This is a genomic window from Fictibacillus phosphorivorans (assembly GCF_023715845.1).
Lineage (GTDB): Bacteria > Bacillota > Bacilli > Bacillales > Fictibacillaceae > Fictibacillus > Fictibacillus phosphorivorans_D.
Map to the genome: position 1 here is coordinate 1 of NZ_JAMBOR010000027.1, position 20,487 is coordinate 20,487.

At 40.3% G+C, this 20,487-nt stretch carries 25 protein-coding genes; 14 read left to right on the forward strand and 11 right to left on the reverse strand.

What is annotated here, in order from left to right; translation table 11 throughout:
* Positions 1–424: 424 nt before the first annotated feature.
* Positions 425–1,285: a YfkD famly protein gene (locus M3206_RS16705; protein WP_251313648.1), complete on the forward strand. Its 861-nt coding sequence runs from the start codon at positions 425–427 to the stop codon at positions 1,283–1,285.
* Between the two features lie 53 nt (positions 1,286–1,338).
* Here the strand turns inward: M3206_RS16705 and M3206_RS16710 are convergent, their stop codons facing one another.
* Entirely contained in the window at positions 1,339–1,656 is a 318-nt protein-coding gene (locus M3206_RS16710; protein ID WP_251313649.1) for a winged helix-turn-helix transcriptional regulator, read from the reverse strand.
* A gap of 101 nt (positions 1,657–1,757) precedes the next feature.
* Positions 1,758–2,876 carry a radical SAM/CxCxxxxC motif protein YfkAB gene (gene yfkAB / locus M3206_RS16715; RefSeq protein WP_251313650.1) on the reverse strand — a complete coding sequence of 373 codons (1,119 nt, stop codon included), beginning with the start codon at positions 2,874–2,876 and terminating at the stop codon, positions 1,758–1,760.
* A gap of 152 nt (positions 2,877–3,028) precedes the next feature.
* Between yfkAB and M3206_RS16720 the strand changes: the two genes are divergently transcribed.
* The 5 genes from M3206_RS16720 (at position 3,029) to M3206_RS16740 (ending at position 8,217) form a co-directional block, all read left to right on the forward strand.
* Entirely contained in the window at positions 3,029–3,220 is a 192-nt protein-coding gene (locus M3206_RS16720) for an SE1561 family protein (RefSeq protein WP_251313651.1), read from the forward strand.
* Positions 3,221–3,334: 114 nt separating this feature from the next.
* The gene (locus M3206_RS16725) at positions 3,335–4,882 is read left to right on the forward strand and encodes a fumarate hydratase (protein WP_251313652.1); all 1,548 of its coding nucleotides are present in this window, start codon (positions 3,335–3,337) and stop codon (positions 4,880–4,882) included.
* 427 nt (positions 4,883–5,309) lie between these two features.
* Positions 5,310–6,122, forward strand: coding sequence for a delta-lactam-biosynthetic de-N-acetylase (pdaA, locus tag M3206_RS16730; protein WP_251313653.1), 813 nt, complete (start codon positions 5,310–5,312; stop codon positions 6,120–6,122).
* A gap of 116 nt (positions 6,123–6,238) precedes the next feature.
* Entirely contained in the window at positions 6,239–7,627 is a 1,389-nt protein-coding gene (gene rlmD, locus M3206_RS16735; protein ID WP_251313654.1) for a 23S rRNA (uracil(1939)-C(5))-methyltransferase RlmD, read from the forward strand.
* A 26-nt stretch (positions 7,628–7,653) separates the two neighbouring features.
* The gene (locus M3206_RS16740) at positions 7,654–8,217 is read left to right on the forward strand and encodes a maltose acetyltransferase domain-containing protein (protein ID WP_251313655.1); all 564 of its coding nucleotides are present in this window, start codon (positions 7,654–7,656) and stop codon (positions 8,215–8,217) included.
* A gap of 230 nt (positions 8,218–8,447) precedes the next feature.
* On the opposite strand, the gene M3206_RS16745 is transcribed toward M3206_RS16740, so the two are convergent.
* The 5 genes from M3206_RS16745 to M3206_RS16765 all read right to left on the reverse strand — a co-directional run bounded on the left by M3206_RS16745 (position 8,448) and on the right by M3206_RS16765 (position 11,899).
* On the reverse strand, positions 8,448–8,615 hold the full coding sequence (locus M3206_RS16745) for a YfhD family protein (protein WP_425590744.1): 168 nt from the start codon (positions 8,613–8,615) through the stop codon (positions 8,448–8,450).
* A 115-nt stretch (positions 8,616–8,730) separates the two neighbouring features.
* A complete protein-coding gene (locus M3206_RS16750; protein WP_251313657.1) occupies positions 8,731–8,877 on the reverse strand; it encodes a hypothetical protein in 147 nt (48 codons plus the stop codon).
* A gap of 154 nt (positions 8,878–9,031) precedes the next feature.
* Entirely contained in the window at positions 9,032–9,592 is a 561-nt protein-coding gene (locus M3206_RS16755) for a GNAT family N-acetyltransferase (protein WP_251313658.1), read from the reverse strand.
* A gap of 252 nt (positions 9,593–9,844) precedes the next feature.
* Positions 9,845–10,975: an amidohydrolase gene (locus M3206_RS16760; RefSeq protein ID WP_251313659.1), complete on the reverse strand. Its 1,131-nt coding sequence runs from the start codon at positions 10,973–10,975 to the stop codon at positions 9,845–9,847.
* Positions 10,976–11,005: 30 nt separating this feature from the next.
* Positions 11,006–11,899 (reverse strand): TIGR01777 family oxidoreductase, encoded by an 894-nt coding sequence (locus M3206_RS16765; protein ID WP_251313660.1) that lies wholly within the window; start codon positions 11,897–11,899, stop codon positions 11,006–11,008.
* Positions 11,900–12,002: 103 nt separating this feature from the next.
* On the opposite strand from M3206_RS16765, the gene M3206_RS16770 reads away from it, so the two are divergent.
* The 3 genes from M3206_RS16770 to recX all read left to right on the forward strand — a co-directional run bounded on the left by M3206_RS16770 (position 12,003) and on the right by recX (position 15,240).
* Positions 12,003–14,105 (forward strand): carbon starvation CstA family protein, encoded by a 2,103-nt coding sequence (locus M3206_RS16770; protein ID WP_251313661.1) that lies wholly within the window; start codon positions 12,003–12,005, stop codon positions 14,103–14,105.
* The gene (locus M3206_RS16775) at positions 14,102–14,311 is read left to right on the forward strand and encodes a YbdD/YjiX family protein (protein ID WP_251313662.1); all 210 of its coding nucleotides are present in this window, start codon (positions 14,102–14,104) and stop codon (positions 14,309–14,311) included. Before M3206_RS16770 ends, M3206_RS16775 begins: the two co-directional genes overlap by 4 nt.
* Positions 14,312–14,424: 113 nt before the next feature.
* Complete coding sequence (gene recX / locus M3206_RS16780) at positions 14,425–15,240, forward strand: recombination regulator RecX (RefSeq protein WP_251313663.1); 816 nt, start codon at positions 14,425–14,427, stop codon at positions 15,238–15,240.
* On the opposite strand, the gene M3206_RS16785 is transcribed toward recX, so the two are convergent.
* Positions 15,227–15,898 carry an SDR family NAD(P)-dependent oxidoreductase gene (locus M3206_RS16785; RefSeq protein WP_251313664.1) on the reverse strand — a complete coding sequence of 224 codons (672 nt, stop codon included), beginning with the start codon at positions 15,896–15,898 and terminating at the stop codon, positions 15,227–15,229. The genes recX and M3206_RS16785 overlap by 14 nt on opposite strands.
* A gap of 72 nt (positions 15,899–15,970) precedes the next feature.
* On the opposite strand from M3206_RS16785, the gene M3206_RS16790 reads away from it, so the two are divergent.
* Positions 15,971–16,279, forward strand: a complete 309-nt coding sequence (locus tag M3206_RS16790) for a YfhH family protein (protein ID WP_251313665.1) — start codon at positions 15,971–15,973, stop codon at positions 16,277–16,279.
* Positions 16,280–16,476: 197 nt separating this feature from the next.
* On the opposite strand, the gene M3206_RS16795 is transcribed toward M3206_RS16790, so the two are convergent.
* Together M3206_RS16795 and sspK are read right to left on the reverse strand one after the other, a co-directional pair.
* Positions 16,477–16,644 carry a YpzG family protein gene (locus tag M3206_RS16795; protein ID WP_251313666.1) on the reverse strand — a complete coding sequence of 56 codons (168 nt, stop codon included), beginning with the start codon at positions 16,642–16,644 and terminating at the stop codon, positions 16,477–16,479.
* A 40-nt stretch (positions 16,645–16,684) separates the two neighbouring features.
* A complete protein-coding gene (gene sspK / locus M3206_RS16800; protein ID WP_066286185.1) occupies positions 16,685–16,840 on the reverse strand; it encodes a small, acid-soluble spore protein K in 156 nt (51 codons plus the stop codon).
* A 101-nt stretch (positions 16,841–16,941) separates the two neighbouring features.
* Between sspK and M3206_RS16805 the strand changes: the two genes are divergently transcribed.
* A complete protein-coding gene (locus tag M3206_RS16805; RefSeq protein WP_251313667.1) occupies positions 16,942–17,208 on the forward strand; it encodes a YfhJ family protein in 267 nt (88 codons plus the stop codon).
* Positions 17,209–17,222: 14 nt separating this feature from the next.
* Here the strand turns inward: M3206_RS16805 and M3206_RS16810 are convergent, their stop codons facing one another.
* Positions 17,223–18,224, reverse strand: coding sequence for a metal-dependent hydrolase (locus M3206_RS16810; RefSeq protein ID WP_251313668.1), 1,002 nt, complete (start codon positions 18,222–18,224; stop codon positions 17,223–17,225).
* 40 nt (positions 18,225–18,264) lie between these two features.
* Between M3206_RS16810 and M3206_RS16815 the strand changes: the two genes are divergently transcribed.
* The 3 genes from M3206_RS16815 to M3206_RS16825 are packed head-to-tail and all read left to right on the forward strand — an operon-like array spanning position 18,265 to position 20,448.
* Positions 18,265–18,579, forward strand: coding sequence for a hypothetical protein (locus M3206_RS16815; RefSeq protein WP_251313669.1), 315 nt, complete (start codon positions 18,265–18,267; stop codon positions 18,577–18,579).
* A 1-nt stretch (position 18,580) separates the two neighbouring features.
* Positions 18,581–19,696, forward strand: coding sequence for an A/G-specific adenine glycosylase (mutY, locus tag M3206_RS16820; protein WP_251313670.1), 1,116 nt, complete (start codon positions 18,581–18,583; stop codon positions 19,694–19,696).
* Positions 19,693–20,448 (forward strand): SDR family NAD(P)-dependent oxidoreductase, encoded by a 756-nt coding sequence (locus M3206_RS16825; RefSeq protein ID WP_251313671.1) that lies wholly within the window; start codon positions 19,693–19,695, stop codon positions 20,446–20,448. Before mutY ends, M3206_RS16825 begins: the two co-directional genes overlap by 4 nt.
* Positions 20,449–20,487 lie beyond the last annotated feature (39 nt).

The window sequence follows — 20,487 nt, forward strand, 5'->3', positions numbered from 1 at the left end:
CTTCGCGACATATTCTCGGTACTCTAAAGACTTTCTTTTCATGTGGACACGTCCCCTAAATTAGTTTTGTTTAAGTATAAAGAATTCTCACAAGGATGTCTCCACTTTTAAGACTAATTTAAAAAAGCTACCCATTTTGAGCGGAGATCGGGAATTTTGAGCGTAGCTCGGCGATTCTGAGCGTAACTCGAGGATACTGAGCGAAAAGCGAGGTAACTTGAGCGAACGTGTAACAAATAAAAAAACACGTACCGTAAAAAGCTTCATGAGATCTGCTTAATCCAAAAAAAAGGGTGGCTGACATAGATCAGCCACCCTTTTGGTTCCAACTTTTTTATTTCCAACAATACCCCAGAGAAAGAGAGGCTTTCAAGCGGATAAATTTCATGTGAAAGAAAAAAATAGAGGGTAAAGGAGGAAAATCATGAGAGCAAGAATTCTTATTATTATATTTGTGATGCTTTTTGCTTTTACTAACCAGGCTTTAGCTAAGGAAAAAACAACTGAAAAGCCTGCAGAGAAAACGCCTGCTGTCGAAAAAAAGGCTGAAAAACCAAAAGTGAAAGCGGACATGAAAGGTGAAATTAAAGTTCCGAGTTCGGTGCTGAATATCTCGAAAGAAAATACGTACCCTAATTCAGCGCAAGATCTCCCGTATTTGGAACCCAGCAAGTTGGCTAAAGCGATGTTAAAAACATCTGATGTCCCGATCACGAACCCTGACCTGATCAGACTTCTGAATGAGTCTAGCATAAACGCTTCAAAAGTAGCATTTTGGTACCGAGCTAAAATTTACTTAGGACAATGGCCGCTTTCTTATCAATCGACAGAAACTACAGTAAACTGGGAGCATCAGGAGATCAATACAAACCGCTTAGATAACCGAGGAGCAAAAGCAACAGCCAAACTATATTACAACCAGACAGCTCATAAAAAGGTGACTGGAGGGCTGACAGCTTCTATTCCAAACGCAGAAGCGGTTCAAAAGATGATGCTTATTACAGCAGCTGAAAAATCAAAACTGCCTTTAGCGTTTCAGACAGCAGTTGGTGCGGGAACAAAGAAACCAAACGTGTATCATGTTTCTCCGAAGCAAGTCGGATACTTACACAGCTACGTTCCGGCAGTTAACGAAAGAGGAAGAGTAACGTATGGTGAAGTGTACATTGTATTAAAAGGCGGAAAAAGAGAAATCGTCATTCAAAACGTAACGCAACAGGGAATTGGGGCTTGGATTCCAGTTCAAGATCACGTTTCACTCCGTTTTCATACGAGCAACATGTAAAAAAGGACAGCGTCTTAAAGGCTGTCCTTTTTCTTATACAAATTATACAAAGCTTAACAATGATCGACCCATTGTTCGCTCCAATCTTGAATAGCATTAATGATTGACTTTAATGAATTCCCTTTTTCCGTAAGTGAATATTCGATTCGTACAGGAGTTTCCGGATAGACGTTGCGCTTTACGATTCCAACTGATTCTAATTCCTTCATACGTTCCGTTAACATACGGTCACTCATCTCAGGAATTTGAGATTTAATATCTTTAAAACGTTTAGGGCCATCCATTAACACTCGAATGATGAGTCCTGTCCATTTTTTTCCGATTATATCCATAGCAACTTCATATTTCGGACACATTGTGCTGTAATCCATATCATTCACCTCTATATGCAGAGCTTAAGCTACAGTTTAATATTTGCCTTTTATTATACGTTTTAAACTTACTTTTGTAAAGTTTATAACTTTTTGCCACTTTAAAGCTTTGCTGTCCTACTGGAAAAATCCATATCTTGATAATAAGAATGTTTTACTAGAACGTTCGGTCCAAGACACTTAACAGCGGGGCAGTGGCACCCAAGTTCTTTAGCAAGCTTTGAACGGTTCCAATTTTCATAAGCATCAAGCAGGCTTGTATCTTTAATATTCCCAAGTGCAGGAGCATCACCGAAATCAGTAACGATAATATTTCCATCGAACAGATTTATATTTAAACGAGATCTTCCGTCAGGATCATTTCTAACCGTTACATTCTCTTCTTTCTGAAGTCTTCTTAACAATTGGAGGTCTTCCGTGTTGTCAGAGCACGCATAAAAAGGCAAAGTTCCAAACAACATCCATGTCTTTTTATCTCTGATATCTAAAAGCCTATGAATGCTTTCCCTCATTTCATCAAGGCTGATCGTTTCTAGCGTGCTTGCAAAATCACTTGGGTACATCGGATGGATTTCATGTCGCTGACAGCCCATTTCAAGGATATGTTTGTGTATGTCTTCTAAGTAAGGGACGGTCTTTTTGTTTAGCATGGTTTCAGCAGATACCATAACACCTGCTTTTGTAAGAGCACGTGCATTCTCAGTAAGCCGTGAAAAATAAGATTCTCTTTGCGCGAGTGTTGGCTTCTTCTCCATCATGGCAAAACCAGTCTCAGAAAACTCCTCCAGTGTACCCCAGTTGTGGGAGATATGAAGTACATCTAGGTAGGGAATAATCTTCTCATAACGCGCTAAATCTAAGGTTAAATTTGAATTAATCTGTGTACGGGCACCGCGTTCTCTCGCGTATTTTAAAAGAGGAACGACATAGTTGTTAATGGATTTCATAGACAGCATAGGCTCTCCGCCCGTAATACTAAACGCTCTTAATTGAGGAATTTCATCTAGCCTTTTTATGACCAGTTCTAGTGGGAGTGGTTCAGGGTCTTTTGTTTGTAAGGTATACCCTACGGCACAATGCGCACAACGCATGTTACAGAGTGTGGTAGTAGTAATTTCTATATTAGACAGCTGCATTCTTTGGTGGTCTTCAATATCTAAATAGGCTTCCCATGGATCATAGTCTGGGGTTATCGCTTTTAAAGGTGTTTTTGTAACCATTATAAAATCTCCTTCATGCCAAAATGGACAATACTTATCTTAACTGAACAATTGGGAAAGAAAAAGGGTAAACTTAAGTCAAAAGCCTAATCTAATATTGGCAAAAGCGTCTGACCTTGTTAAAGTAGTATGGATGGAAAGGAGAGATCAACATGGGTAACTCTATTCAGGATAAATCCTCTCAAAAAGAATATATTAAAAATCGCATTGATTTATTAGTTGATGTTCTGGATTCTATAGATGCTGAAACAGCCGGAATTGATGAGATTGACAAGATCATCTCAATGCTCGACGAACTTGAAGAGAAGTGTAAGCAATTTCGTCACGACTGGGAAGGAAAATAAGTGTGAAATCCGTTTCTTTATAAAGGAACGGATTTTTTTGTTATATTTGTTATAATAGAAGCATGAATATTGATTACGCTTACACAAGCCAAGTCATAAAGGGGTAGTGGAGAGATGGAAAAATTTCAGGAAAGCATGTATAAACTGATCGTAGAAACATCAACTAAATTGCCAAAAGACGTTCGCCGTGCCATCCTTGCAGCAAAGTTGAAAGAAAATGCAGGGACGCGTGCCGCAATGTCTTTAGATACCATTACAGATAATATTTTAAAAGCTGACGAGAATGTATCACCGATCTGCCAGGATACAGGACTTCCTACGTTTAAAATAAAAGTTCCAGTAGGTGTGAATCAGATAGAGATGAAAAAAGCGATCCGCGCTGCTATTGCGGAAGCAACAAAAGACACGAAGCTTCGCCCAAACTCTGTTGATTCCATAACTGGAGATAACAGTGGAGATAATTTAGGTGATGGGACACCTGTTATCAAGTTTGAGCAATGGGAAGAAGATTATATCGATGCTCGTCTTATTCTTAAAGGCGGCGGATGTGAAAATAAGAATATCCAGTACAGTCTGCCTGCTGAATTAGAAGGTTTAGGACGGGCGGGACGTGACCTAGATGGTATCCGTAAATGCATCATGCACTCGGTTTATCAAGCACAGGGACAAGGATGCAGTGCTGGATTTATTGGTGTAGGAATCGGGGGAGACCGAACTTCTGGATATGAACTAGCTAAAGAAATGCTGTTCCGCTCCGTAGATGATGTTAATCCGAATGAAAACCTTCGTAAACTTGAAGAGTATGTGATGGAGAATGCTAACAAACTCGGTATCGGAACGATGGGATTCGGTGGAGAAACGACACTTTTAGGTTGTAAAATCGGTGTGATCAACCGTATTCCGGCCAGCTTCTTTGTATCTGTTGCCTATAACTGCTGGGCATATCGCCGGTTAGGTGTAAAACTGAACGCTGAAACGGGTGAGATCCAAGAATGGCTGTATCAAGAAGGCGAAGAGATCGATTTTACAAAAGCAGATAAAGAAGCAGCTGCGGCTCTTGAGCATCAAGAAGAGAAAACGAGAAGCATTACTTTAGAAGCTCCTATTACGGAAGAACAGATTCGTGAGTTAAAAGTTGGAGATGTTGTGACAATCAACGGTATGATGCACACTGGACGCGATGCGATCCATAAGTATCTCATGGATAACCCTGCTCCGATCGATTTGAATGGCCAGATCATCTATCATTGCGGGCCAGTTATGGCAAAAGATGCAGAAGGAAACTGGGAAGTAAAAGCTGCTGGACCCACGACAAGTATTCGTGAAGAGCCTTATCAAGGTGATATCATGAAGAAATTTGGTATCCGTGCTGTTATCGGTAAAGGTGGTATGGGGCCAAAAACATTAGCTGCTCTTAAAGAACACGGCGGTGTTTATTTAAACGCAATAGGCGGCGCAGCACAGTATTATGCGGAATGTATGGAAAAGGTCGAAGGGGTCGATCTGATGGAATTTGGTATTCCAGAAGCGATGTGGCATATCCGTGTTAACGGGTTTACAGCTGTCGTAACGATGGATTCTCACGGAAACAGTCTCCACGAGCATGTTGAGAAGTCATCTTTACAGAAGCTAGAGCAATTTAAAGATCCGGTTTTTAAATAAGTTTGTTTTTTAAAGGGCTGACTCAAAACTGTGTAATAACTTTTGAGTTTGAGCCCTCTTTTTATATAGAAAAAGGGATGTTTTGATGAATCAAAATTTGTAAGATAATCTAAGCAAATGGACTGCCGATCCAAGCTGTATTTTGCTTTAAGTAAGACTCGAGTTATGGCCGTTTTGCGCGAAAAGCCACCCACTCTGGGGAAGATAAGGGATTTTACGCGTAGCTCGGCAATTCTGCATGTAAATCGATGATTCTGCGCGAACGTGTAACAGAATAAAAAATACGTAGATCTTTTGATCCAAAAAAAGGAATGCTGAATTTGGTCCTTTTCAATAATTCTTAGGGTTTCCTTAATATCCCTAGCATGGTTTTGGCTATTCAAAACACAATAAAGGTATAGGTTGTCGTTTGAAGGAGGAAGTTTTTATGAAAATCAACCGGCTCCTGTGCCTGATTTTGGTTTCCATCTTATTTTTCGCCCAATCACATGAGATTTATGCCGCACGAGGTGTATCGAATCAAAAGCTGGAATGGTTTTTTGAAAAAAAGGGGAATGAAAGACAACCGACCACAGATTCGAGATATCTTCCACTCATTGATAAATACGACAGTCTTTTTCTAGGGGACCCAACCAAGAAAGACATCTATTTAACGTTTGATAATGGATATGAAAATGGATATACAGATAATGTGCTGGATGTATTGAAACGTAAGAAAGTTCCTGCTGCCTTTTTTGTAACCGGACAATTTATGAAAACTCACCCTCACCTAATAAAAAGAATGGCTGAAGAAGGGCATATCGTTGGGAACCATTCGTATCATCATCCAGATCTAACACAGGTTTCTGACTCGCGATTTAAAAATGAATTAGAAAAAGTAAAGCTGAGATATACGGAACTAACCGGTAGAACAGATATGCACTATCTGCGTCCGCCAAGAGGCGTTTTCAGTGAGAGAACGATCAAGCTTGCAAAAGAAGAAGGCTACACTCATGTGTTTTGGTCACTTGCATTTCTCGATTGGGAAACCAACAAACAGCGTGGTTGGAAGTATTCCTACAACCAGATTATGAAACAAATCCATCCCGGCTGTATCCTTCTACTGCATACCGTTTCAAAAGACAACTCGGATGCATTGGAGAAAACGATAGAAGATCTCCAAAAAAGAGGCTATACTTTTAAAAGCCTTGATGACTTACAGATGAAAGAATCTGCACCTCCCGTATTATTTAATCCTTAAACAGTGCCTTTGTAACGATACAAAGGCGCTTTTTTTATGTGGATGAGTTGGTAGAAGACGTTCGTTTCGTCTACAATAAGAAAAGCAACTTCTTAGTGAAGAAATGAGTGAAAAAATTGAAGAATACAAAGCAAGTCAATCCAATCATGAAAATGGGTCAGACCATTCCTCTTTTAATCAAACGGCTAGGAATCAATGGAGAAGGAATCGGGTTTTATAAACGCCAGGTCGTTTTCGTTCCTGGTGCTCTTCCAGGTGAAGAGATTCAGGCTGAAATCACAAGAGTGTTCCCTAACCGAGCAGAGGGCAAAATCAAAAAGATTAAAACGAAGTCTAAAAATCGGACGACTCCTCCATGCCCGATTTATGAGGAGTGCGGAGGATGCCAGCTTCAGCATTTGGCATATCCGTCACAGTTAAAAGAAAAAAGGGATATCGTTGCTCAAGCCTTTGAGCGTTATACCAAAATTTCTAAGGACAAACTCCCTTTAGAAAAAACAATAGGAATGAAAGAACCCTGGTATTACCGGAATAAGAGCCAGTTCCAAGTCGGCAAGATCAAGGACACAGTCATTGCAGGTCTCTACAGCAGTAATTCCCATCAATTAATCAATATTGATCATTGTTTGGTTCAGCACGAGGATACCAACATCGTAACCAACAAAGTAAAACAGATCATACGAGATCTTAATATTCCTGTATATAACGAAAGAAAACGTACAGGAAGTATTAGAACAATTGTTGTACGTACCGCTTTTCGTACCGATCAAATCCAACTGGTTCTTGTTACAGCGAAAGAAGCCTTTCCGAAAAAAGAGCTTTTTATCGCAGAAGTTAAAAAGCGTCTTCCACAAGTAACCTCGTTTGTTCAAAATATAAACGAAGAAAAGACATCATTAATTTTTGGAGAACAAACAGAAGGTGTTTACGGTAAAGATACGATTACAGAACATTTAGGAGACCTAAGCTTCGAACTGTCTGCACGTGCATTTTTCCAATTAAATCCTCAGCAGACTGTAAAACTTTATGAAGAAGTAAAGAAACAAGCGAAACTGAGTGGTAAAGAAAAGGTCGTAGATGCTTATTGTGGTTCAGGAACCATTGGAATGTGGCTAGCAGACGGTGCTAAAGAAGTAAGAGGAATGGACATTATTAAAGAATCAATTATTGATGCGAGAAAGAATGCCGAAAAACATGAAATCACGAATACGCAGTACGAAACAGGCAAAGCTGAAAAGCTGCTTCCTAAATGGTTAAAAGAAGGATGGCACCCAGATGTGGTCGTTGTAGATCCGCCGAGAACTGGCTGTGATCAAGCATTTTTAGAAACGGTAGTCAAAATTAAACCAAAGCGGATGGTCTATGTTTCATGCAATCCGTCAACTTTAGCAAAAGATGTCCACATGTTGATAAGTAATGGATTTGAAGTTGAAAAGGTAACGCCTGTGGATATGTTTCCGCAAACGGCACAAGTAGAAGCCGTTTGTACGTTAGTTTTAAAATAATCAGGCAGAGAAGGGGGAATTTCCTTATGACTTCAGAAAAGGAAAAGATGATTAACGGTGAAATGTACTGGCCGACTGATCCACAATTAGAGAAAGAGCGTTTGGAAGCCAGAAAGTTAACAAGGTTGTATAATGCTACGCTTGAGGACGAGGCTGAAACAAGGAGAAAACTCATAAAAGAACTATTTGGTACAACGGGAGAAAACTTTGGAATAGAACCTAATTTTAGATGTGATTATGGGTACAACATCCATGTTGGGGAAAACTTCTACGCAAACTTTGATTGTACAATCTTAGACGTGTGTGAAGTCCGATTTGGGGATAATTGCATGCTTGCACCCGGTGTCCACATCTATACGGCCACGCATCCATTAGATCCACACGAACGAAACTCGGGTAAGGAATATGGGAAGCCTGTTAGTTTTGGAAACAACGTGTGGATTGGAGGCGGTGCAATTATTAATCCAGGTGTGACAATTGGTAATAATGCTGTCATTGCTTCAGGAGCAGTTGTCACTAAAGATGTACCCGATCATGTTGTTGTGGGTGGAAATCCAGGAAAAATCATAAAAGAGCTTTCAGTAAAATAATAATTTTACTGCTTTTAAAATTCTGATATATACACACTATTCACAGGCTTTTCCACAGAAAATGTGCATAACCCCTAACTTTTGCACAGATTTGCACAGAAACATTCGGTTCATTAAATAATATATCCACAAAATAAACAGGGCTGTGGATATCTTTATCCACAGTTATCCACCTGTAAAAAAATCTTATATCAAAAAAAGACCTGCTATCCCAGCAGGTCTTTTTGCACTTAGCGACGGCCTTTTTTCTGGCGTCGGTCAGCGGCTTGTGCACGAGCTTGCGCTTCTAGATCGTCTTGATCAGCCAATTCACTTGAGTACTCGACGTCAAGTCCTTTGGCTTGTGAAGCTTCAGCTTTGTTGTGCGATGGGGACTTTCGGTTACGTTTTTCCACAATAATACCTCCTTAAAGATACATGCTTTAAAACGTAAATCAAAAGCGTGGTGAGGAACTTGTCCTCGACCTTATAATGTGCAAAATCTTAAATTCTCATGCAGGAATAATTCACCACTTACGAATAGTCTTCATTGGTCATTTCTTTATTTTCAACACTTTCTGCAATGGATTCTGCTGTTTTTAATTCTTCCTTATAAGTCACTTCTTGTGTTTTCGTTAAATCCGCATTCCGCTCTTTTGCTTTTTGTTTGCTGCTTTTCATATGAAAAACCTCCCGTTACCATTTGAATTTTTGTACTAAACTTCCTGAAAAGTGGAAGTACCCCAAGATTATGGCATAATTACCATACAAAAGACCACCCTCAAAAATGAAGGTGGTCTTAGTATGTGCAGGGTTTATTAACATGTTTCGTGAATTACGCTTCCTTTAATTGCTCTTCTGCCACTTCAAGCGGCTGGTTACGAAGCTGATGCATCAAATAGTTATCTTTTTCAATCTGATAAAGGTTATAAATTTCTTCGCCTTGATTAAGCTGATGGTAAATATCCTTTCGTGTTTCATTTGCAAGTGTCACATAAGGAATCTTTTCTGCGGCTTTTTGTGAACGAATATTTACCTTGCGAATTATCATAAATACAGTATGAATATCTTTTTCATAAAATAACTCAGAAAAGAAGGCCTCTTTCGCTAAGTTATTGTACCCCTTGCCAAAGTATGGCTGCCCGATCCATGTTCCAAGAAATCCGTAGCCATCTTGGACATCGAATAAATTAATGGTCCCAATAGGATTATGCCACTCATCCAGAATGGTTCTGGAAATGATCTTTCCTTGGTCTTCTTCCTCGATCGTTTGCTTCGTTAAGAACATGAACTCCTCAAAAGAAGCAGCTTTTTGACGTACAAAAGGGAAGACGTTTGGATGCACCATTAAATTGTAAAGTACATGACTGTCTGATAAATCACGCTTTTTCAACAATTTAATCCCTCCTAGAGGGCAGAATTATCCCCCACCCTCGAATTAAGAATAAAAATTAATTCGGGGTGGGAATCGAACCCACTAGGACCAGTCATAGCTGGTGGCGCACCAATTGCCTTCCCTTGCTCAATATTTAATTTATGAATATAGTTTCGATGTTCATTTAGAGCGCAATTTAGTTTAACCGGATTTATCGAAATCCGCATGTTGCTCTTCTTGTATCATAAGACATTTTTTAAAAAAAGAAAATAGTTATTTTGCATATTTTTTGTAAATTATTTCGCCGTCGATCATGGTCATTACAGGGGTCGCTGAGAAGTGGAAAGGATGCTCTGTCCACAAGGATAAATCAGCATCTTTTCCAGGTTCGATACTTCCAACACGATCGTCTATTCCAAGGTTTCTCGCAGGTGAGATCGTGATACCTTCAAGCGCCTTCTTTTCGCTTAATCCTTCCCGAACGGCAATAGCTGCACAAACATTTAAGTATTGGATAGGAACATAAGGGTGGTCGGTTGTGATTGAAACTTCAACGTTATTTTCAGAAAGTATGCGATACGTATCCCAAGTTTTGTTCTTCAGTTCAATTTTAGATTTTCGAGTTAAGGTTGGTCCCACACTCACTTGAAGATTCAAATCTTTTAAAGAATCTGCTATCAAGTGTCCTTCTGTACAATGTTCAATGCGAAGATCCAAATTAAATTCTTCAGCGAAACGAATGGCTGACAATATATCATCAGCTCGATGAGCATGAATGCGTACAGGGATCTCCCGATTTAATGCTGCTGCAAGCGGAGAAACCCGGAGATTGTCTTGATATGCAGAACCTTTTGCTTCATAAAAAGCCTCACGCAGCATTCCCATAATTCCCATACGGGTTATTGAGTCATTATGGCGCCCACTATGGATCCGTTTAGGATTCTCCCCAAGAGCAATTTTTAGGCCGGCGGTCTCTTTAATAATCATTTTTCGTATATCTTGTCCGTGTGTCTTAATTACGGAAGTCGTACCGCCGATTACATTGGCGCTGCCTGGCATGATATGTGCAGTCGTTACCCCAAATCGTACAGCATCTTTAAAAGCAATATCTAAAGGATGACACCCATCGAGTGCACGGATATGCGGGGTAAGTACCTCGTGAGTTTCATTAGCATCATTTCCGGCCCAGCCTGTTCCTTCATCATAAAGACCCAAGTGTGTATGTACATCAATAAATCCAGGCAGAAGATGAAGCTGTTCACCATCTATTATTTCAAAATCAGAAGAAGGTTCAATAAATGGTTCAACCGCAATGATCTTACCGTTTTCTATTAATACATCTCCCTGATCAAGTTCGTGATTTGTAATGGGATATACTTTTGCTTTTTGAATTAATTTTTTCATAATGTTCACCCGATAAATTTGATTTTATTATCATTGTAACAAATCTTGTAAAGCGTCTTTAAGGTGTGGAAACTTAAAACTGAAATTTAAGTCCATCGCTTTTTCAGGAAGAACTTGCTGCCCTTTTAAAATAAGCATACTCATTTCACCAAATAAAAGTTTAAAAGCCAATGAGGGAGCGGGGAGCCAGTGTGGACGGTGCATAACATCACCTAAAACCTGACCAAACTTTTTCATGGTAACAGGCCCTGGAGCCGTAACATTTACAGGCCCTTCGTAATGTCCGTTTTGAAGCACTTCTTCTATTAAGCGAGCAACATCCTCTTCATGCACCCAGGAAACACATTGAGACCCAGAACCAACAGTTCCACCTGCGAAAAAACGGTAGGGGAGTGCTAATTGAGGAAGAACACCTCCGTCGCGACCTAAAATCAGCCCAAAACGGGTAAATACAGTTCTGCATCCTAAATCTCTCGCTTCATTAGCTTTCATTTCCCATGCCTTAACGACTTCAGCTAAAAAGTCCCTACCGTGCTGTTTTGTTTTTTCAGTGAAAACTTCACTTTCTGATGTTCCGTAATAACCGATTGCTGAAGCGTTTATCCATACTTGAGGTTTTTGGGGCATCCTTTGAACGATTTGCAGTAGATTTTCGGTTACGTTTAAACGGCTGTTTAATATGCCTTTTTTCTTCTCATCCGTCCATCTTCCATTTATAGACTCACCAGCAAGGTTAATCACAGCGTATATAGGAGGGAGTTCGGTTTCTTGAACTGTTTGCCATTGAATATAATGAACGTTTTTATCATTCGTTTCTTTATGGCTTCTTGTTAGTATGAATACCTTGTTCCCAAGTGAAGTTAGATGTTTTGTAATTACTCTTCCTACAAAACCTGTCCCACCTGTAATTAAAATATGTTTCAAAAAAATCCACCTCTCGTCTATATTATTATTTAAAAATTAAGAATATTTGATATAATTCATCTAGTACATACTATATTACCCTACTGAGGAGGAGAAAAGGCATATGGAGCTTCAACCGAATGTACCAGCAAAAAAGAAGAATCCTTTTTTGAAAGCGCTTTTGTGGATAGGTATAGGATTAGCTGGAGGAATTGCACTTTCCATCATTGCCCTGCAACGAGATGAGAAGATTAACGCTATTTGGTTCGTGGTTGCTTCTTTGTGTACGTATGCGATAGCTTATCGTTTTTATGCTCGATTTATTGCAACTAAAATTTTCAGCCTCAACAAAAACAATGCTACACCCGCTGAAAGATATAACGATGGCAAGGATTTTGTCCCTACAAACAAATGGGTGTTGTATGGACATCACTTTGCAGCGATAGCTGGAGCTGGTCCATTAGTCGGTCCGACACTTGCTGCACAAATGGGGTATCTGCCAGGAACGATCTGGATTATCGTGGGGGCGGTTTTAGCAGGCGCTGTTCAAGATTTTGTTATCTTAATCATTTCTATGAGACGCAGAGGTAAATCCATTGGTCAGATTGCTAAAGAAGAAATTGGACCAGTTGGGGGTATTTTAGCTTTAGTCGGTGTTTTTGCCATTATGATCATTTTAATTGCCGTACTTGCCTTGGTTGTTGTTAATGCACTGAAATCCAGCCCATGGGGTACATACACAATTGCGATGACGATTCCAATCGCACTTTTCATGGGTGTGTACATGCGTTATTTGAGACCAGGAAGAGTAGGAGAGGCATCCATGATCGGATTTGTTCTTTTGATCTTTGCACTAATAAGTGGTCAGTGGGTCGCTGATTCTCCAACACTCGCACCACTTTTTACATTTGATGGTGAAACATTAGCTTGGATGCTCATCATTTACGGTTTTCTGGCATCTGTTCTTCCTGTTTGGATGCTATTAGCACCGAGGGATTATTTAAGTACGTTCTTAAAAGTTGGAGTAATTGGAATGATGGCATTAGGTATTCTAATTGTATTGCCTGAAATTCAAATGCCGGCACTAACGAAATTTATTGATGGAACTGGACCTGTATTTGCAGGAAACCTTTTCCCGTTCTTGTTTATTACCATTGCTTGTGGAGCTGTTTCTGGATTCCATGCTCTTATTTCATCCGGAACGTCGCCAAAGTTGATCGCGAATGAGAAGCATGCTCCGATGGTTGGTTATGCTGGGATGCTTACTGAATCCTTTGTAGCCGTAATGGCGATGGTTGCTGCAACACTATTAACACCAGGCATCTATTTTGCGATCAATTCACCTGGGGCAGCTATTGGACCAGATGTTGCGACCGCAGCCGAAACGATTTCTTCATGGGGCTTTACGGTTTCTGCAGATGAGATTAATGAGCTTGCTAAAAACGTAGATGAAGAATCTATTCTTTCCCGGACAGGTGGAGCACCTTCACTTGCTGTAGGGATCGCACAAATATTTTCACAAGTTATTGGCGGACCGCAGCTGATGGCTTTCTGGTACCATTTCGCTATACTTTTTGAAGCCGTATTTATATTAACTACCATTGATGCAGGTACGAGGGTAGGACGATTTATGCTTCAGGATCTTCTGGGACAGGTGTTTAAACCTCTCAGGAAGACGGATTCAATGGCTGCTGTTTATTTTACAAGTGCACTTGTTGTAGCAGGCTGGGGTTACTTCCTTGTAGTGGGTGTTACCGATCCATTGGGAGGAATTAATACACTATGGCCGTTGTTCGGTATCGTTAACCAGATGCTCGCTGCAATCGCACTCATTGTAGCAACCACTGTTATCTTGAAAATGGGGAAAAAGAAATATGTATGGGTAACGTTAGCGCCGCTTGCCTGGTTGATGATCGTAACATTCTATGCGGCATGGCAAAAGATTTTCTCTGATATTCCGAAGATCGGTTTCTTAAAGCAAGCAGAAGTGATGAAAGAAGCTGCAGCAAGCGGTAAATTGCCGTCTACTGTCCCTTCCATTGAGGCAGCAGAGCGTCTCGTATTTAATAACACGTTAAACGCTTATTTAACAGCCATTTTTATGGTCCTGATATTGGGTGTTCTGATCGATGCCATGAGAATCTGGTATAAAGCTATCAAGAGTGATAAACCTTTAGAAACGGCTGAGGAGCCATTTGTACAAACGAAGCTAGGTGACGTATCATGAGTATAAAAGCTCTTTGGGGACGGCTTAGAAAGGTCTTTAGAGTTATTTCCTATATAGGAAAAGGCATCGCAAATCTGCCTGATTACCAAGCTTATGTAAGACATTTAGAGGAAAAACACCCTGAAAAGAAACCTCCAACAGAAAAAGAGTTCTTTGCCGAATTACTTGAAAACAAATATGGAGCTCATGCAAAACGCTGTTGTTAAGCAAAACAAGTGCAGGTTGCACTTTCATGAAAAAGCATCTTCTCCCAAGAGAGGATGCTTTTTTCTTATAAAAACGAATTATGGTACACTAAAAGGTGAAAGAAGGTGGGTAGATGGCTGTTATAACAAGGATTTCTGCTCAGCAAAAAAATGATGAACGTTTTAATGTTTTTATTCAAAAAGGAAAAAAAGAAGAGTTCGCATTTAGCCTAGATGCTGATGTTTTAATAAAGTTTCAGCTTCAAAAAGGCATGGAGATCGATGAGGATGAATGGCAAGAGATCATCGAAGAAGATGAGTATCGTAAAGCTTTTAATAAAGCCCTTCACTTTTTGTCGTATCGCATGCGGACCGTACACGAAATAGAAGCGTATCTTGAAAAGAAAGAGATCGCTGAATCAACGATCAAAAGAGTAATCGAAAAGTTGTCAGAGTATGATTTTGTGAATGACCAAAATTTTGCCGATTCATTTGTGAAAACCAGAATGAACACTTCTTTTAAAGGGCCAGGCGCTATCCGCCAGGAACTAAAGAAAAAGGGAGTCGGTGAGGGTGATGCCGAAAAGGCGTTAGATCAGTTCACTTATGAGGAACAGCTTGAGGCATCGGTGAAATTTATCCAAAAACAATTCAAAAGCCATGCAAAACGTTCTGAGAAAGAACAAAAGCAAAAAATCGCTCAGCAGCTTCAGCAAAAAGGGTTTAACTGGGAAGTGATTGAGATGGCCTTCCAAGAAGCTAAAGTCAGCCAGTCTCATGAAGAAGAAAAAGAAGCCCTGCTGGTTCATGCGAGAAAAGCGCATCAGAAGTATAAAAAATACAGCGGCTATGAGTATGAGTCACGCATGAAGCGTTATCTGTACAGCAAGGGCTTTGATTCATCTGTTATTACGGATGTTCTAAACGGAGATGAGCTTATCGATCGATAAAAATTTCCGGACGGTTATCGTCCTGATCGAAAATCATTTTAGCCACCGTTTCTGGAGACTTTAAACGGGAACGGTCTTTAATGTGATCTGTTTCGTCCCAAAATGGCGTATCCATACCACCCATATAGACAGCTGTAGGGAATATACCGGTTCCTTCCCATTCTTTAACGAGACTTTCGGTAAAACCGCGCACGGCAAATTTTGTTGCACAATAGACGGACTCATTTACTTTTCCTCTAAGTCCTGCTGTTGAGATGATGTTCATCACTTTGCCAAAGCCTTGTTTGTTAAAATGAGGGAACACTGCTTTTGATGGATAAATTGTTCCGTACACATTTGTATGGATCATTTGTTCAATATCGTCTTTTGATAAAAGGTGTAAAGGTTCGAAAATCCCTGTTCCGGCATTATTGATCAAGAGATGTACCGTTTCTTTTTCAAAAATAGTATGTAACACAGATTGTACTTGCTCGTAATCGGCAACATCACAAACGTGATAAGAAACGCGATTTTCAGTCTGTGACAATGTTTCTATGGCTTGCTGAAGTTTTGATTCCGTTCGTCCGATCAGGCAGACATTAAAATTTGTGCTGTAGTGATTTGCTAGTGCAAGACCAAGTCCAGAACCGCCGCCTGTAATAATGACCGTTTTATTCATAAATAAATCACTCCTATGGAAAGTAGGTTTGAATCCACGTTTCAGCGTACAGAAAAGAGAGGAAAGATTCAAATGGAAAAAAGATTTAGCGAAATGACTGAGCCTGAAATACGAGCAGAAATTGCTGCTTTACGTGCAAAAGCACAAAGAGCAGAACAAATGGGCATGGTAAGTGAGTACGCTGTTCATGAACGCAAAATTGCATTAGCTAAAAGCTATCTAATGGACCCTTCAAAGATTGAAACCGGGAAAGAATACGGCATACAAGGAGATCCAGGCTCCACTTTTTCAGTTCTATATCTCAATGGTATTTTTGCCTGGGGCTATAAAAATAAACAAAGCAATCTAGAAGCATTACCAATTTCAGTTCTTGAATCTTAAATTCGTTTCTAATTTTGATGATTGGCCGCTTTGATTGGAGTGAAAGATGCAAGACTCATGGACAGGTGAGACTCCTATTGGCACAGAGCGGCAGGAGGCTCACCGCACGTCCCCCGGAAAGCGAGCATCTGTAACGGAAATCAATCGCTTCAAAATCAAATAAAGAAGCGATAACGGGACCGCTTCTTTATTCGTCACTATGAACGCTTACGTGTTTGAATTTCAAGCACATAGTTATTTAATGCTTGCTGGGTTTCCCCATTCACTTGGTTGTATGCATGCTTCGAGTTGGCACGCGGTGAGTGAAAGGGGTCTGTGTACTTTGCGTTAAATCGTGTTGATGAGAAATATTCTTTCTTGTTCAACTGATTCACCCCCCCAGAATGAAATTCATAACCGCAAGAGTTACTGATCATCTCGGTGTTGATTGGATAAAAACATTCGCTCCTGTGGATGGTCGCGAGTTGATCCATCTGGCCGTTTAGAAGAGAACTCTTCTTTCGCTCTCGGCTCACCTGAGAAGGAGATCCGATTCGGGAAGTTTTTCGATTTGTTTCGCATTTGTAATACCTCCTTTAAATCGGTTCTCAACTAGTATGAAACGTATTAGAAACCTTTATGTGACGGGGGTTTCCTTAAAAATTGGATAAGGAGGGAGAATAATGGAAGAGCGCTTTGAAAAATTAGCGAAAATGCTCCAAAAAGTGAACCCAGACCTGAGTTATCAGGAATCCAGGGAATGGGTGGAAGGATTATGGGAAGATTTTGAATCAACTCGTGCAAGAGCTGGAAGGGATTATGAGGGACAAGATGTAACCGAGAAAATGGTGACACAGCTGATCAATTCCTACGGGCATAAGCTTCACGAGTACTTTTCGAGCAATCCGAAATTTCAACGATTCATTAAAAAAGACGGGCCGATTCACTAAGCCCGTCTCTTTACTTATTCATTGTTGTTTATTAGGTCCATCGGCGAGAAATCCATTTTCTTTTTCAGACGGTCTTCTGAATAAACCCATCCTGTATAAGAAGTGATGATATTCAGGTTCTCATCGAGCTGAACCATAGCGACAAAAGGATAGTGACCTTTACTTCGGTACCTGAGGTCAATAAATTGAACCATATGGCCATGATCGTTCTTCTCAATTTCCCATCGATGCACAGGGGAGAAGGAAAGAAAGGCTGAGATGTTTTTATCTAATTTTGCAGCATCAATAATTTTGGACTGTGGAATAGGGAGCCTGTCGAATGTATCCCAGATTGTCACTTTCCCATTTTTTAATCCAGCCACAAAAAATTCATGCTTAGATTTAATGGCTAAATGGTATTGTCCCCAGCGCATGGTTGGACTCGCATAGATTTCTTCTGCTTCAGGTATTTTTTCTAAAACTACCTTGTTAACCTTTTGACGTGCAAGAATGCGCCAAACGTAATAAAAGACAAGGATGACATACACGCCTAAGAAGGTGTACCCGGGATCTGCGCCTACATACCAAAGGAGTAAACCCGCGATATGAAGGAAGAAGATAAATGGGTCAAAGATGCTGATCACACCTAAAGCAATCCATTTTTTCGAAAGAGGATACAGAGCTTGTGTGCCATAAGCATTAAATATATCTACAAATACGTGCAGGAAAACAGCTATAGCGGTCCATACAAGTAGCTTTCCGCTGTCTGCCTGCGGAACAAATAATGATATGATGCCGAATAATAGAAGCGGCCAAATCACTAATGCAGGCAAAGAATGGGTTAAGCCTCTATGGTTCCGAATATAGACTGCGTTATTTTTCAATTTTAGGATAGTATCAAAATCTGGAGCCTGGGAACCGATTAAAGTTCCGGCAAGGATGGCTTGGGATGTCGCTGGATCATTTGCAATGGCAGGGTCCAGCATGGCTAAACCGCCTAATCCGAGCCCCATTACAATATGTGTGCCTGTATCCAAGGCGACCACCTCCTATGTAGGGAATGGAGTGAACAAATATATGTTAACCGTTTTTATGGAGTATAAAATAATTCCAGAGACACTTCAATCATATGAGTATGAAATGGTATCTGTGATTCGTGAACTTGAAAATTTAGGTGCAACCGATATTCAGTGGTATAGAGCTGCTGATCAGCCTTCACTTTACGTTGAATATTTTAAGGTTTCGGATAAAGAAATGTATGCATCGATAAAAGAAAAACGTACGTCCAATGAGCACCCTATTTTTTCAAAGCTTTTCCCTTTTGTTTCAGGGGGAGCAGAAAAAATACATTGCTGGGCGTTTGAAAAATTGAACATAAAGGAAGATCTGTAAATTGAACAATACAAGTAATAGTTTATTTTCCCTCAACCCGTCATATGTGAAACAATTCCAAGAACACTTACTTACTTGGTATGAAGAAAATAAGCGCACTCTGCCTTGGCGAGAAAATCAAGATCCTTACCGTGTCTGGGTATCCGAAATCATGCTCCAACAAACACGGGTAGATACGGTCATTCCCTATTTCGAGCGTTTCACAAGCCTTTTTCCTACCCTTCAGGATCTTGCATATGCGGATGAAGAAAAAGTACTGAAGGCTTGGGAGGGTCTAGGTTATTATTCCCGAGTTCGAAACTTACAAACCGCCGTAAAAGAAGTGTGTGAAAATTATGGGGGAAAAGTACCGAATACTCCAAAGGAAATTTCAAGTTTAAAAGGTGTGGGACCTTATACGGCTGGAGCCATTTTAAGTATTGCTTATGGAATTCCTGAACCAGCGGTGGATGGCAATGTGATGCGGGTATTGTCACGAATACTCTTAATTGAGGAAGATATCAGTAAGCCCAGGACAAGAGTTTTGTTTGAAAAAGCTGTTCGTGTATTGATCTCGCATGAAGATCCGTCTTCTTTTAATCAAGCGTTGATGGAGCTCGGCGCGCTGATCTGTACACCGAAATCACCAGCTTGTCTACTATGTCCGATGAGAGAACAATGTAAAGGATTTGAGCAGGGCAGACAGCATGAGCTCCCTGTAAAACTTGGTAAAACAAAAGTGAGAAAAGCAAAAATGGCCGCTGGCATTCTGACGGGGGAGGACGGAAGGTTTCTTATTCATAAAAGACCTTCTGAAGGCTTGCTCGCAAACATGTGGGAATTCCCGAATATAGAATATGTGGGCGAAAACAAAACAGCAGGAACAGATGCTTTAAAAGGCTATTTAGATGAATTGCTTGGTGCTCAGACTGTTCTTGATGAAAAGGCAGGATACATCGAGCATGTTTTTTCACACTTAAAATGGGAAATCAATATATGGCAAGGAAACATTGTAAAAGTTACTGAAGAGCTGCCGCCGGATTGGAAGTGGGTGGGAGTAGAGGACTTGAATCAATATCCGTTCCCTGTTTCTCATCAGAAAATTATCCGGCTGATAAAGGAGGCAATCATTGTATGAACTTAGAACTTGAAGGAAAATCAGTCCTTATTACAGGCGGATCGAAAGGAATCGGTCAGGCGATTGCCTATGCATTTTTAGAAGAAGGTGCAAAAGTTGGTATTGTAGGGCGGACGTCGAGTGATTTGGAATCAGCCCAAAAAGAAGGCATCGAAATTTTCCAAGGTGATGTAACCGTTGAAACAGACCGGAAACGTGTCATGAAAGACTTCTTAAAGAAGTTTGGAACGATTGATGTTCTCGTTAACAATGCGGGCGGCAGTAATGGATCAACCGTTATGGATACAAGTTTGGAACAGTTTGAAGAAGCGCTGCATCTGAATTTTTTGTCCGCAGTGGATTTAAGCAAACAAGCAGCGGAAGTAATGAGCGGAAATACAGAGGGTGGAGCAATTATTAACATTTCATCCATCTTTGGCCGAGAATCTGGCGGAAAACCGACTTATAATGCAAGTAAAGCTGCCATGATCTCATTTACGAAATCATTTGGTGATGAAATAATTAAAAAAGGTGTTCGGGTGAATGGGGTAGCTCCTGGTTCCATTTTGCATGAAACCGGAAATTGGAAAAAGCGATTGGAACAAGATCCGGAAAAAATAAATGCATTTGTTCAAGAACATATTTCGGCGGGACGATTTGGTACAGTAGAAGAAGTGGCAAATGTAGTCCTCTTTTTAGCTTCTAAAAGGGCTTCTTGGGTCGTAGGAAGCACGTTGAACGTGGATGGCGGACAATCTTATAGCAATTTTTAATAAAAATAAGCCCCTCGCGAAGCGATGGGCTGTTTTTAT

Bases quoted from the DNA above. Each gene is read 5' to 3' on its own strand.
- M3206_RS16705 (WP_251313648.1), top strand. From the start codon at position 425: ATGAGAGCAAGAATTCTTATTATTATATTTGTGATGCTTTTTGCTTTT.
- M3206_RS16710 (WP_251313649.1), bottom strand. From the start codon at position 1,656: ATGGATTACAGCACAATGTGTCCGAAATATGAAGTTGCTATGGATATA.
- yfkAB (WP_251313650.1), bottom strand. From the start codon at position 2,876: ATGGTTACAAAAACACCTTTAAAAGCGATAACCCCAGACTATGATCCA.
- M3206_RS16720 (WP_251313651.1), top strand. From the start codon at position 3,029: ATGGGTAACTCTATTCAGGATAAATCCTCTCAAAAAGAATATATTAAA.
- M3206_RS16725 (WP_251313652.1), top strand. From the start codon at position 3,335: ATGGAAAAATTTCAGGAAAGCATGTATAAACTGATCGTAGAAACATCA.
- pdaA (WP_251313653.1), top strand. From the start codon at position 5,310: ATGAAAATCAACCGGCTCCTGTGCCTGATTTTGGTTTCCATCTTATTT.
- M3206_RS16740 (WP_251313655.1), top strand. From the start codon at position 7,654: ATGACTTCAGAAAAGGAAAAGATGATTAACGGTGAAATGTACTGGCCG.
- M3206_RS16750 (WP_251313657.1), bottom strand. From the start codon at position 8,877: ATGAAAAGCAGCAAACAAAAAGCAAAAGAGCGGAATGCGGATTTAACG.
- M3206_RS16760 (WP_251313659.1), bottom strand. From the start codon at position 10,975: ATGAAAAAATTAATTCAAAAAGCAAAAGTATATCCCATTACAAATCAC.
- M3206_RS16770 (WP_251313661.1), top strand. From the start codon at position 12,003: ATGGAGCTTCAACCGAATGTACCAGCAAAAAAGAAGAATCCTTTTTTG.
- M3206_RS16775 (WP_251313662.1), top strand. From the start codon at position 14,102: ATGAGTATAAAAGCTCTTTGGGGACGGCTTAGAAAGGTCTTTAGAGTT.
- recX (WP_251313663.1), top strand. From the start codon at position 14,425: ATGGCTGTTATAACAAGGATTTCTGCTCAGCAAAAAAATGATGAACGT.
- M3206_RS16785 (WP_251313664.1), bottom strand. From the start codon at position 15,898: ATGAATAAAACGGTCATTATTACAGGCGGCGGTTCTGGACTTGGTCTT.
- M3206_RS16790 (WP_251313665.1), top strand. From the start codon at position 15,971: ATGGAAAAAAGATTTAGCGAAATGACTGAGCCTGAAATACGAGCAGAA.
- sspK (WP_066286185.1), bottom strand. From the start codon at position 16,840: ATGCGAAACAAATCGAAAAACTTCCCGAATCGGATCTCCTTCTCAGGT.
- M3206_RS16805 (WP_251313667.1), top strand. From the start codon at position 16,942: ATGGAAGAGCGCTTTGAAAAATTAGCGAAAATGCTCCAAAAAGTGAAC.
- M3206_RS16815 (WP_251313669.1), top strand. From the start codon at position 18,265: ATGTTAACCGTTTTTATGGAGTATAAAATAATTCCAGAGACACTTCAA.
- M3206_RS16825 (WP_251313671.1), top strand. From the start codon at position 19,693: ATGAACTTAGAACTTGAAGGAAAATCAGTCCTTATTACAGGCGGATCG.